Source organism: Thioalkalivibrio nitratireducens DSM 14787, assembly GCF_000321415.2.
GTDB classification, from domain to species: domain Bacteria; phylum Pseudomonadota; class Gammaproteobacteria; order Ectothiorhodospirales; family Ectothiorhodospiraceae; genus Thioalkalivibrio; species Thioalkalivibrio nitratireducens.
On sequence record NC_019902.2, the window covers coordinates 2,742,781 to 2,754,535 of the forward strand.

At 66.3% G+C, this 11,755-nt stretch carries 10 protein-coding genes; 2 read left to right on the plus strand and 8 right to left on the minus strand.

What is annotated here, in order from left to right; translation table 11 throughout:
* Positions 1–66: 66 nt before the first annotated feature.
* From TVNIR_RS12570 to TVNIR_RS12595, 6 genes are all read right to left on the minus strand, one after another.
* Positions 67–1,293, minus strand: a complete 1,227-nt coding sequence (locus TVNIR_RS12570) for an argininosuccinate synthase (RefSeq protein WP_015259408.1) — start codon at positions 1,291–1,293, stop codon at positions 67–69.
* A 402-nt stretch (positions 1,294–1,695) separates the two neighbouring features.
* The gene (locus TVNIR_RS12575) at positions 1,696–2,022 is read right to left on the minus strand and encodes a DUF2218 domain-containing protein (RefSeq protein WP_015259409.1); all 327 of its coding nucleotides are present in this window, start codon (positions 2,020–2,022) and stop codon (positions 1,696–1,698) included.
* Entirely contained in the window at positions 2,022–2,819 is a 798-nt protein-coding gene (locus TVNIR_RS12580) for an ABC transporter ATP-binding protein (protein WP_015259410.1), read from the minus strand. The genes TVNIR_RS12575 and TVNIR_RS12580 overlap by 1 nt, the downstream gene beginning before the upstream one ends.
* A complete protein-coding gene (locus TVNIR_RS12585; RefSeq protein ID WP_015259411.1) occupies positions 2,816–3,904 on the minus strand; it encodes a FecCD family ABC transporter permease in 1,089 nt (362 codons plus the stop codon). The genes TVNIR_RS12580 and TVNIR_RS12585 overlap by 4 nt, the downstream gene beginning before the upstream one ends.
* Positions 3,901–5,010: an ABC transporter substrate-binding protein gene (locus tag TVNIR_RS12590; RefSeq protein ID WP_015259412.1), complete on the minus strand. Its 1,110-nt coding sequence runs from the start codon at positions 5,008–5,010 to the stop codon at positions 3,901–3,903. The genes TVNIR_RS12585 and TVNIR_RS12590 overlap by 4 nt, the downstream gene beginning before the upstream one ends.
* Positions 5,010–7,208 (minus strand): TonB-dependent receptor domain-containing protein, encoded by a 2,199-nt coding sequence (locus TVNIR_RS12595; protein ID WP_157092277.1) that lies wholly within the window; start codon positions 7,206–7,208, stop codon positions 5,010–5,012. Before TVNIR_RS12595 ends, TVNIR_RS12590 begins: the two co-directional genes overlap by 1 nt.
* A gap of 5 nt (positions 7,209–7,213) precedes the next feature.
* Between TVNIR_RS12595 and TVNIR_RS12600 the strand changes: the two genes are divergently transcribed.
* Positions 7,214–7,972: a hypothetical protein gene (locus TVNIR_RS12600; protein ID WP_015259414.1), complete on the plus strand. Its 759-nt coding sequence runs from the start codon at positions 7,214–7,216 to the stop codon at positions 7,970–7,972.
* Entirely contained in the window at positions 7,935–8,240 is a 306-nt protein-coding gene (locus TVNIR_RS12605; RefSeq protein ID WP_015259415.1) for a helix-turn-helix transcriptional regulator, read from the plus strand. Before TVNIR_RS12600 ends, TVNIR_RS12605 begins: the two co-directional genes overlap by 38 nt.
* 354 nt (positions 8,241–8,594) lie before the next feature.
* Here the strand turns inward: TVNIR_RS12605 and lpdA are convergent, their stop codons facing one another.
* Positions 8,595–10,394: a dihydrolipoyl dehydrogenase gene (lpdA, locus tag TVNIR_RS12610; RefSeq protein ID WP_015259416.1), complete on the minus strand. Its 1,800-nt coding sequence runs from the start codon at positions 10,392–10,394 to the stop codon at positions 8,595–8,597.
* A 27-nt stretch (positions 10,395–10,421) separates the two neighbouring features.
* The gene (aceF, locus tag TVNIR_RS12615) at positions 10,422–11,750 is read right to left on the minus strand and encodes a dihydrolipoyllysine-residue acetyltransferase (protein ID WP_015259417.1); all 1,329 of its coding nucleotides are present in this window, start codon (positions 11,748–11,750) and stop codon (positions 10,422–10,424) included.
* Positions 11,751–11,755 lie beyond the last annotated feature (5 nt).

Sequence of the window (11,755 nt, forward strand, 5' to 3'; positions counted from 1 at the left end):
CCTTCAATGGATTCCGGCCCCCCGCCGGAAAGACGGCAGCGCCGGAAACCCTCGTTCGTCAGTGGGTCACAGCGGGCTGCGGTTCCGGCCGGCGGCAATGCGTAACCGTAGCGCGTTGAGCTTGATGAAGCCCGCAGCATCCTTTTGGTCGAACGCGCCAGCGTCGTCCTCGAACGTCGCGATCGCGTCGTCGAACAGGCTGTCGCTCTGTGAACGACGACCCGCCACGATCACGTTACCCTTGTACAGGCGCAGGCGCACGCTGCCGTTCACGACCGCTTGGGTCTGGTCGATCGCCGCCTGCAGCATCCGGCGCTCCGGGCTCCACCAGTAGCCGTTGTAGATCAGGCTCGCGTAGCGGGGCATCAGCTCGTCCTTCAGGTGCGCGACTTCGCGGTCCAGCGTCAGCGACTCCAGTGCCCGGCGCGCTTTCAGCAGAATCGTTCCACCCGGGGTTTCATAGCAGCCGCGCGATTTCATGCCCACGTAGCGGTTCTCGACTAGGTCCAGACGCCCGACACCGTTCTCGCCGCCGATCCGGTTCAGTTCCGCCAGCATCTGCGCCGGGGTCACCGGCATGCCGTTGAGCGTGACCGGATCGCCGCGCTCGAACCCGATCTCCAGCGATGTGGACACGTCCGGGGCGTTTTCGGGCGATACCGTCCAGCGCCACATGTCCTCCTCGGCTTCGGTCCAGGGGTCTTCCAGCGGACCGCCCTCGTAGGAAATGTGCAGCAGGTTCGCGTCCATCGAGTACGGCGACTTTTTGCCCTGCTTCGCGAAGTCCACCGGAATGGCGTGCTGCTCGGCGTACGCCATCAAGCGCTCGCGCGAAGTCAGATCCCACTCGCGCCACGGTGCGATCACCTGGATTCCCGGCTTCAACGCGTAGGCGCCGAGTTCGAAACGGACCTGGTCGTTGCCCTTGCCGGTCGCGCCGTGTGCGATTGCATCGGCCCCGGTCTCGTTTGCGATCTCGACCATCCGGCGCGCGATCAGCGGCCGGGCGATCGAGGTGCCGAGCAGGTATTCGCCCTCGTACAGCGTGTTCGCCCGGAACATCGGGAACACGTAGTCGCGCACGAACTCCTCGCGCAGGTCCTCGATGTAGATCTCCTTCACCCCCATCGCCTCGGCCTTGGCCCGTGCCGGTTCTACCTCCTCGCCCTGCCCCAGGTCGGCGGTGAAAGTGATCACCTCGCAGCCGTAGGTCTCCTGCAGCCACTTCAGGATCACCGAGGTATCCAATCCACCCGAGTAGGCCAACACCACCCGGGAAACGTTCGTGCTCATCTGTTGACTCTGCCCTCTGTAGTCGCGTTCTGGTGCGCCGTGTTTGTCGCCGGATCCGACTGCGACGAACGCCAGGCCCGTTCCGGCCTTTGCCCGCCCGCCGGACCATGACGCTCAGCGCATCCGGCGCGCCGAGTACTTTCCCACCACGCACGGTCCCATGCAAATCCCTGTTGCTCGAAGTCGGTGATCCCGCCCGGACTCCGCCGGCCCCGGCGCACGGAATCGGCGCGGCAGCAGCAACCCCGCGGCCGCTACACAGCCACTGCCAGCGGCAGGGCCGGCAGGCCGCGCGCAATGACGCAGTCAGCGGAATGGAAGCAGGGCGACGTTGGATTCACGGCAGAACCGGCGCAGTGCTCCGGTCCGGGTGGGTGGCGAACCTTGCGCCCGGCGAGTGTCTTACCCAGGGTCAGGCGAAAGCGTGCATCGTGTGCTCGGTCTGGCGCGCCGCTCCCAGTGCACCGCGAGCCGAGCACGGCGACTGAACATCGCGACGTGCTGGTCGATGACGCCCTGCACCTGCAACAGTGCCGTTTCGTCGGCGGCAACGCAGAAGAACCGCAGGATGTCGCCCTCGGCCCCGATCCGGCACTCCCCCTGCGGGAACTGCGCAACACCCTCCCGCTCGCCGTTCCTGACAGGAATCTTCTTGGCAAAGTGCCGGCACAGCCGCTCCCGCATCGCTTCGGCGATCGGTGTCTGTACGCGACCGTGGCTCTGGATCATCAGTGCATCTCCTGGTCCTGGTGGTGAGGCTGGCCGGCGCCGTCCACGATGACGATTTGATGGCCGAGCGAACAGCGTTCCACCCGCCCGCTGACGCCGTAGGCCGTCTGCAGCAGCTCGGCATCGAAGGTTGAGGCGGGGTCGCCCGCCGCAAGCACACCGCCGCGTCCGAGCACGACGACGTGATCGCAGAAACGCAGCGCGAGGTTGAGGTCATGGATCGCCAGCACGCAGGTCGCAGCCTCGCGCAAGGCCAGGCCACGCACGGCCTCCAGCACCTGGATCTGCCAGCGCAGGTCGAGTGCGCTGGTCGGCTCGTCGAGCAGTAGCAGCCGTGGCCGCCGGGCGATGACCTGGGCAAGCCCGATCATCTGGCGCTGTCCGCCGGACAGCTCCCCGAGCCGGCGCAGCGCGAGTTCGCGCAGACCGAGGAGGCCGAACACTTCGTCCACGGCGGCCTCGGCTTCGCGGGCGCCGAAATCGCTGCATCCTGCGCGCAAGGCGCTCAGCACGACTTCGTAGGCGACAAGCGCCGATGGCTGTGGCAACGACTGCGGAAGATATCCAACCCGGCGCAGGCGTTCGGTCAGAGACAGCCAGGCAAGGTCGTGCCCATCGAGCAGGATCTCGCCCCGGTAGCGCCGCAGCCCCGCGACGGCCCGGAGCAGTGTCGACTTTCCCACCGCGTTCGGACCGACCACTGCGACCAGCGCACCCGACGGAACCGGTGCCAGGTGGACGTTGGCCAGCACGGGACGGCCCCGATAGCCCGTACTGACCGCGCGAAGCTCGATCATCGGAGTCTTCCGCGCGCGACGATCAGCAGCATGAACAAGGGCACCCCAACCAGCGCGGTCACGATTCCGATCGGAATAATCACACCCGGTATCAACGACTTGCTGGCGACCGATGCCAACGACAGCATCAACGCGCCGGCGAGCGCACTGCCGGGAAGGTAGAAACGGTGATCCTCGCCCAGCGCCAGGCGCGCGATGTGCGGCCCGACCAGGCCCACGAATCCGATGGTACCGACGAACGCCAGCGCGGTGCCGGCCAGCAGGCTGACCCGCAGCAGGACCACCAGACGCAGGCGCTCGACATGGATGCCGAAACTCTGCGCCTGCCCTTCCCCACTGCGCAGCGCCGTCATCGCCCACACGCCACGCAGGGAAAAGACCAGGCAGATGGCGAGCACGATCGCAACGATGGTGATGTTGTTCCAGTTGGCGCGGCCCAGACTGCCCATGGTCCAGAACACGATCTGTTGCAGCGTGTCGCCGTCGGCGACGTACTGCATCAACCACACCAGCGCCTCGAAGGTGAACAGCAGCGCGATCCCGAACAGCACGATGCTGTCGGTGGAAGCGCCCCATGCCCGGACCAGCATCAGGATCAGCAGCGTGGCCCCGGCGGCAGCAAGAAAAGCCATCGCGGGAACGGCGAGATTCTCGCCGAGCAGCGGCAGGTGCAGGCCGAGCACGATCGCGACCGCGGCACCGAAAGTGGCGGCGGCCGCCACGCCGAGCGTGAACGGACTGGCGAGGGGGTTGTTGAGCACGGTCTGCATCTCCGCGCCCGCGAGCCCGAGCGCGGCGCCGACGATCACCGCCATCACTGCATAAGGCAGACGCACGTCCCACAGGATGACCTCGCGCGCGGGATCGAGTGCGCCACGATCAAAAAGGCCAGTCCAGATGTCGGCCAGTGGAAACAACGACGGTCCGGTCGCGACGTCCCAGATGAAGGAAAGCATGAGCGCCAGCCCGAAGCCCAGCAACGTGGCCCAGCGCGTGAACACGAAACGCCGGTAGCGTCGACCCAGCGGCTCGTTCACCGCTGTTTCCGCCTGCCGCTCGCCCACCGGGGCCAACGCCTCGCTCATTGCAGGCCAACCCAGTAGGTCCCGTCTAACGGCACCGGCTGGAAGCGCTCGTGGAGCATCCGCAGCGTCGCGTCGGGGTCGAGGTCGTGAAACAGGTCCGGATGCAGCCACTTTGCGAAAACCTGGACCGCGGCAACGTTCAACGGCGAGGTATAGAAGTGGTGCCAGATGCCGAATGCGCGGCCGTCGCCGATGGCCTTCAGGCCCGATATGCCGCGCCGTTGGGTCGCACGCCGCAGCGAGTCCCGCGCAACCTTCTGCGTCACGCCGGCGCCGAGCACGATGTTGCGTGCGCCGTCATCCGCGTCGCGACCGATGGCGGTGCCAATGTACACCTCCGGCTGCTCGGTGAGCAGGAACTCCAGACTCAGCGTGCCGTGGGTGCCGGGGATCAGTTCCCGTGCGATGTTGCGACCGCCGGCCAGTTCAACGAAGCGCCCCATCATGCCGTCGCCCATGGTCGAGCAGCACTCCTGGGACAGTCCCACGTGGTTTTCGATGAACACGCTCGGACGCCCCGTCGTCGCATCGGCGAGGCGCGCCGTGACGCGCTCCAGCTCCCACCGGTACAGATGGAGGAATTCCTGCGCCTCGGCCCGCCGACCAAGCGCCTCGCCAAGCAGCGCAATGCTCGGCGGAGTGTTGAGGATCGGCTCGCTGCGAAAATCGATGAACAGCACCGCAACGCCGGCAGCCTCCAGGCGCCGCAGCGTTTCTCGGTCGTGCGGCGACGGGCCGTGCCCTTCGAGTCCGAAAATCGCGAGATCGGCGCGAAGCGCAAGCGCCTGTTCGATGCTGAAACTCTCGCCGGTGCTGCGGCCGGTCCGCACGATGTCGTCGATCTCCGGAAAGCGCTCGCGGTACTGCGCGTAGCTGGCCGGATCGAAGCGCTCGAACTCGCCGAGCATGCCGACCACCCGAGCCAGCGGGTCCTCGCGTTCGAGGATCGCCAGCGCCGGCACGAAACGCCCTTCGCCGAGCAGGATGCGCTCCACTGGGTCGGGCAGCACCACCTCCCGGCCCGCCAGATCGACAACGGTCCGCTCGGACCCGAGCGCCGCTCCGGCGATGAGAAAGAGCAGCAGGAACCGCAGCAGGGGATGCATCAGAACTGCCAGGTCAGGTTGAGACGGACATCGCGCCCCGGTTCCGGGTAACCGAGAACGGAGTCCCCGCTGCTGAGCCCGTACGTGGACTGATCGAAATAGAACTCGTCGAACAGATTGTTCACCGCCAGGGTCACGCGCAGCCTGTCATGTCCCAGGGGTTGCCAGTTGGCGTGCACGTCGTGAACGGTGTAGGAGTCCTTCACGAGCGTGACCACGCCTGCAGCGTTCCTGTGTTCGTGCTTCTCCACCACGCGCGCATTCCACCCGAGGTCCAGGTTCCAGGCAGGAACCACGTAGCCGAGATTAAGTAGCCAAGTCCGGCCGGTCGATACGCCGAGGCTGAAGTTGGTGTCGTCGAGATCGACCCCGTTGAGCTTGGGCCGGGCCTGCGCCACCGATGCGCCAACGCGGAGATGGCCCGCGCGGTACTCGCCGCCGACTTCGTAGCCATCGGATTTGACCTGGCCTACGTTGCCGCGGAAATGATCGTTGGGCGACTCGAACGTTCGCCGATAGTCGATGAAGTCGTCGATCGTCATGCGAAAAACGGCGACCTTCAGATCCCAGGGTCCGCTGCGGTAGTTCGCTCCCAGCTCGACGTTTGTCGCCGTTTCCGGCCCCAGGCTGGGATGGGCGGCGTACATGCTCGCGTTATCCACACCACCGCCGTTGTCGATGAAGAAGGCCTCGCCCAGTCCGACACCGCGTTTCGTCCGCGAGGCGCCGAGACGGAAGCTCAGCGCGTCGGTGGCCAGCCAGGTCACCGCGGCATTCGGGCTCAGTCCGCTGCTCGAAAAATCCTGGCCATAGGGATCGGTATAGTCGTACCAGTCATAACGCGCGCCGAGGTCCAGCAGGAACATCGAGCCGAGCGGCATGTCCGTCTCGACAAGAATTCCGCTGACACGCGCGCTTTCTTCCGAGGTGTTGGCGCGCCCGATGTTCTCCTTCACGACTCCGGTCATCACCGGGTTGACCGCCCTGGCCTTGCGGTCGTGGTGATTCAGGCCGTAACGCAAGCGCGCGCTCCCGAGGTCGGAGGTCAGCAACGCATTCACCCCTTCGACCGTGAGCTCCTCACCGTATCGGTAACCTGCCGGTTTCGCGAAAATGGGAGCGACATTCGTGCGAGCGTTGGAGGTTTCATCGAGGAAGCCGGTGAGTTCGACCGCCGGCAGCCGATCGGCACCGTCGAACCGATATCCAACGGTGACCGTATCCTGTTCGAGTTTCTGCGGCATCGCGACGTTGCTGGCGACCGGGTGCGCGAAACCGACCATGTGCGGACGCAGAAAGCGGGTACCCTCGTCGCTGATCCCATGGTAGCCGAGCGACAGCGCGTGGGCCGGCGCCGGGTGCCAGTTGAATTTCGCGAGGGTGCTGTTCTGTTCCGACGCGGTCTGCGGCTGCGTATTGCCGTCACCATCCCTGTAGTCGCGCGTTTCGTTGCGGTTGCGGGACACAAGGAAATCCAGATCGCCGGCCAACTCACCGTAGACCGCGGCGCCAACACGATCGCCTTTGTTGGACGACAGCCCTCCAGTCAGGAGGCCACCGAAGCTCTGACCAGGGCGTAGCAGGTCGCGCGCATCCCTGGTCGTCATGCGTACCGATCCGGCCAGTCCGCCCGGGCCCACGCTCGCGACCGTGCCGCCCTTGTCGATTTCGATCCGCTTGAGCAGGCTTGGATCCATCATCACGCGTCCCTGGTGATGGTAGATGTTGCCCCCCTGCGGAACGCCGTCGAGGGTAAAGGTCAACAGCATGTCCTCGATCCCGCGGACGTAGATTTTCTGGGCGATGGCATTGCCACCGCCGCCGACGCTGACGCCGACCTCGTTCTGCAGGGCTTCACGGACATCCCGAACAGCGCGCGCGCGGAGTTCATCGCCGGTGACAACGACAGTGGCATCGCTAAAAGCCTGCCCGCTGACAACGACGGTGTCGAGCACGGTTTCCTGTGCCAGCGCCCCGCCGGGCAGCATGGCAGCCACGGCGGCAGCGACGAGCTTCGGTCGAAAAGCATGGGAGTTGGCCCTGAGCATGGATGTGAACCTCGCACGGCATGACCCGATCCAGCCGCGACCGAAAAGGCGAGTGGCGATCATACCAGATGTGAATGAGAACGGTTTGTATTTGCGATTTCTGGCGGCTAGTATTGCATCCCGCCACCGCACAACCGTTTGCCAGGGCAAGAAAGATGTTTGAGCGAACCGACTTATCGGGCGACCGGACGGCGCCGCAGCAACTCATTCGCAATCGCGATCTGCTGGCGATGTCGAACGACATCGGACCGGATTACCGAATCGTCGCTCCCCGCCCGACCCCGGAACAGCCGGCCCTGCGCGGCCGCGTGAGCCATGTGCGGATGCGGCCGGGCCTGTACCTGCACAGCACCGACGTGCTCGATCTGCGCACGATGGCGGTCCAGGTTTCCCTGGCCCGGCAGCTGAATGTCGTGCTGGTGCTCAACGGAGAGATCGACGTGTCGTTCGATGCCCGGCAGCTGCGACTCGCTGCCGCCCAAGCCCGGCGAGGCCGTGGTGCGGAAGGGGCCCTGATCGCGATGCCGGAACAGACACTGTTCTCACGCACGTTCCACGAGGGTCGGCGCGAACGCAAGATCAGCATCTCGGTGGACCTGGCCTGGCTTGCAGACAGCGGTCTGGAACCGTTCCACGCGACTGGGTCGCTGCTCGACGCCTTTGCCGACGGTCGGCTCGCGATCGCACGCTGGCGCCCCTCGGCAAAGGCCATCGCGCTGGCGGAGCAGATACACAACCCGCCGCCCTACGCCCCACCCTTGCGCAACCTGTACCTGGAAAGCCGGGCCATCGACATCCTCACCGAGGCATTGCTGCCGGCCACGGGCGTGGCGCCGCGAGCCCGAGAGGCGGCTGCGGCCGAGGGATCAGTTGCGGATGCGGGAGTTGCGGGACTTCCTCGACCAGAACCCTGACCTGCCCCTTTCGCTCGACGCGGTTGCCTCGCGGGCAGGCAGCAACCCCAGCACGCTGCAGAAACACTTCCGCGCGGCCTTCGGCATGACGGTGTTCGAGTACCTGCGGGAACGCAATCTCCACCGGGCACGCAGAGCGCTGGAACAGGACGGCGTGTCCGTGAGCATAGCGGCCGATATCGCCGGCTACAGCAGCGCTGCCAACTTCGCCACTGCCTATCGCCGGCGCTTTGGCATCACGCCGAAGCAGTCGAAATCCTGGATCTAGTCGGGTGACCGCGGGTGATTGCTCACCCGCGGTTCCCGCAGCTCCGGACGCGCCCGAAAAGCGGTCCGAGCGCTGGAATCGCCGCCAGGCGTTCGTCCACCGCCTGACCCGGCGAGTCACCATGGGCTTGCAAAGGCCACCTGCACCCTGAGCTGTCCCGGGGAGGCGCGGTGTGGCGGATGACGGCTTTCGGCCTCTTACGCCCTACCGGGCCGCATGGGCTCCAGCCGGGAGCGGGATGGACGTGATACGGACCGTCGGCGGCCATGGATGGCCGCCGCAGGTTGCCCAGGGACGGCTCGAGCGTGCCCGGTCACGTCCATCCCGCTCCGGGCCTAGCACGACGCGCCGGACTCAGCGCTTGCGCGGCGGCATGATGTCGGTGATCGAGCCGTGCGCGACCTCGGCGGCGAAGGCGACCGTCTCGGACAGCGTCGGATGCGGGTGCACGGTCAGGCCGATGTCCTCCATGTCGGCGCCCATCTCCAGTGCGAGCATCGCCTCGCCGATCAGGTCGCCGGCGTTCGGCCCGACGATGCCGGCGCCGATCACCCGGCCATCGGCGTCGAACAGCAGCTTGGTCATGCCGTCGTCGGCACCCAGCGCCAGCGCACGGCCTGAAGCGGCCCAGGGGAACACGCCCTTGGTGTACTCGATGCCGTCGCGCTTCGCGTCGTCCTCGGTCACGCCCATCCAGGCGACTTCGGGGTGCGTGTAGGCCACCGACGGGATCGCGCGGGCGTCGAAGTGCACCTTGTTGTGCCCGGCGATCACCTCGGCGGCCACCTTGCCCTCGTGGGTCGCCTTGTGCGCGAGCATCGGCTGGCCGACGATGTCGCCGATCGCGAAAATGTGCTCGACGTTCGTTCGCTGCTGGCTGTCGACCTCGATGAAGCCGCGGTCGGTCACCTGCACGCCCGCGGCCTCGGCGCCGATCTGCTGGCCGTTCGGGCTGCGCCCGACCGCAACCAGCACCCGGTCGAAGACGTCCTTCTCCGGAAGATCCTTCGCCTCGCCCTCGAAACGCACCTCGATTCCGGCCTTGACGGCCTTCGCCTCGGCGACCTTGCTCTTCAGGAGGATGTTCTCGTAGCGCTTGCGAATGCGCTTCTCGAGCGGCCGCACCAGGTCGCGGTCGGCACCGAGCATCAGGGTGTCGGCCAATTCGACCACGGTGACCTTGCTGCCGAGCGCGTCGTAGACGCAGGCCATCTCGAGCCCGATGATGCCGCCGCCAACGACCAGCAGGCGCTTCGGGATGTCGGCCAACTCCAGCGCCCCGGTCGAATCCATCACCCGCGGGTCGTCCCAGGGGAAGCCGGAAAGGCGCACCGCACGCGAGCCGGCCGCGATGATCGCGTGTTCGAAGCCGATCACCTGCCGGCCATCGGGGCCTTCGACCGCGAGTTCATGGGCCGACGCGAACTGCCCAACGCCCTGCACCACCCGGACCTTGCGCTGCTTCGCCAGACCCTTCAGCCCCTGCGTCAGCTTGCCCACCGTGCCGGACTTGTACTTGCGCAGCCCTTCGAGGTCGATCTTCGGCTTGCCGAACGCGATGCCGAATTGCGCGAAGCGCTCGGCCTCGTCGATCACTTCCGCCGCGTGCAGCAATGCCTTCGACGGGATGCAGCCGACGTTCAGACAGACGCCGCCGATCTCCGGGTAGCGCTCGACCATGATCGCGTCGAGCCCGAGATCCGCCGCGCGGAAAGCCGCGGTGTAGCCGCCGGGGCCGGAGCCCAGCACCAGCACCTGGCACTGCAGATCGGTGTTGCCGGAATCGGCCTTCGCGGCGGACGCCGGCTTACTTCCCGATGCGCGGGACTTCTCCGACGATGCCGCCTGGGCCGCACCTACACGCCCGTCGTCTTCTCCCGGGGCCGCCTCGCCGTCATCCGCGGAGGTCTCGCCGGAGACCTCCAGCTCGAGGATGGGGTCGCCTTCCGACACCCGATCACCCACCTTCACCTGCATCGATTTCACGGTGCCCGCCTGCGGCGCCGGGATGTCCATGCTGGCCTTGTCGGATTCCAGCGTGATCATCGGGTCTTCCGGGGCGATCGTGTCCCCCGGGTGCACCAGGATCTCGATGATCTCGACGTCGTCGAATTCACCGATGTCCGGGACCTTGATGGTCGTCGTGTTGCTCATCCGCGGATTCCCCGATTTGAATGGGTGCTACAGCAGCATGCGGCGCATGTCGGACAACAGGCCCGCCAGTGTCGTTGTGAAGCGCGCGCCCAGAGCACCGTCGATCACCCGGTGATCGTAGGACAGCGCAATCGGCAGGATCAGGCGCGGCTCGAAGGCCTCGCCATTCCAGACCGGCCGGATCGACGAACGCGAGATGCCGAGGATCGCGACCTCCGGGGCGTTCACGATCGGCGTGAACTGCGTACCACCGATGCCGCCGAGGCTGGAGATCGTCAGGCAGCCGCCCTGCAAGTCCTTGGTTTTCAGCTTGCGGTCACGCGCGCGCTCGGACAGTTCCATCAGCTCCCGCGCGAGGTCGACCAGGCTCTTGCGATCGACATCGCGCACCACCGGCACGACCAGGCCTTCCGGCGTATCGACCGCGACCCCAAGGTGGTAGTACTGCTTGATGATCAGGTTCTCGCCGGTCGCATCCAGCGAGGCGTTGAAACGCGGGTACTGCTTCAACGCGGAGACCACGGCCTTCATCAGGAACGGCAGGAAGGTGACCTTCAGCCCCTTTTTCTCGTACTCGGTCTTCAGCGACTTGCGGAAATCCTCCAGCTCGGTGATGTCCGCCTCGTCGAACTGGGTGACATGCGGAACGCTCACCCAGTTGCGGTGCAGGTTCTTGCCGGTCAGCTTGTTGATCTTGGTCAGCGGCTGGGTCTCGATCGGGCCGAACTGGCTGAAGTCGATATCGGGCATCGGTTCGACCCCCAGCCCCGGCCCCGCGCCCTGGCTCAGCGCACGCTTCACGAACCCCTGCACATCCTCGCGCAGGATCCGCTTCTTGCGCCCGCTGCCTTCGACCTTGCCCAGGTCCACGCCCAGTTCCCGGGCAAAGCGGCGCACCGCCGGCGACGCGTGGGCCTTGCGGAAGGCCTCTTCATCGGCAATGTGTGCGGTGGGCGAAGGGCGTGGGCTGGCGCCCCGCGCCGGACCTGCGGCCCCGGCCTTCGGTTCCGGTTCCGGTTCCGGTTCCGACTCAGCCTTTTCCGTTCGCGGAGCCGGTTCGCGCGGAGCTTCCGCTTTCGGCTCGTCACCGCCACCCGCAGCATCCTTCCCGGCCGTCTCCGCCTCCAGGTCGAGGATCGTGTCGCCTTCCGAGACGCGGTCGCCCACATTCACCTTCAGCGCCTTGACCACACCACCCTGCGGGGATGGGATCTCCATTGAGGCCTTGTCCGATTCCAGCGCGATCAACGGGTCCTCGGGCGCTATCCGGTCGCCGACCCCGACCAGCACTTCGATGATCTCGACGTCCTTGAAATCACCGATGTCCGGGACATCCACGGTAATGATCTCGCTCATTTCGG

Bases quoted from the DNA above. Each gene is read 5' to 3' on its own strand.
- aceF (WP_015259417.1), bottom strand. From the start codon at position 11,750: ATGAGCGAGATCATTACCGTGGATGTCCCGGACATCGGTGATTTCAAG.
- TVNIR_RS12580 (WP_015259410.1), bottom strand. From the start codon at position 2,819: ATGATCGAGCTTCGCGCGGTCAGTACGGGCTATCGGGGCCGTCCCGTG.
- TVNIR_RS12585 (WP_015259411.1), bottom strand. From the start codon at position 3,904: ATGAGCGAGGCGTTGGCCCCGGTGGGCGAGCGGCAGGCGGAAACAGCG.
- TVNIR_RS12570 (WP_015259408.1), bottom strand. From the start codon at position 1,293: ATGAGCACGAACGTTTCCCGGGTGGTGTTGGCCTACTCGGGTGGATTG.
- TVNIR_RS12600 (WP_015259414.1), top strand. From the start codon at position 7,214: ATGTTTGAGCGAACCGACTTATCGGGCGACCGGACGGCGCCGCAGCAA.
- TVNIR_RS12575 (WP_015259409.1), bottom strand. From the start codon at position 2,022: ATGATCCAGAGCCACGGTCGCGTACAGACACCGATCGCCGAAGCGATG.
- lpdA (WP_015259416.1), bottom strand. From the start codon at position 10,394: ATGAGCAACACGACGACCATCAAGGTCCCGGACATCGGTGAATTCGAC.
- TVNIR_RS12605 (WP_015259415.1), top strand. From the start codon at position 7,935: ATGCGGGAGTTGCGGGACTTCCTCGACCAGAACCCTGACCTGCCCCTT.
- TVNIR_RS12590 (WP_015259412.1), bottom strand. From the start codon at position 5,010: ATGCATCCCCTGCTGCGGTTCCTGCTGCTCTTTCTCATCGCCGGAGCG.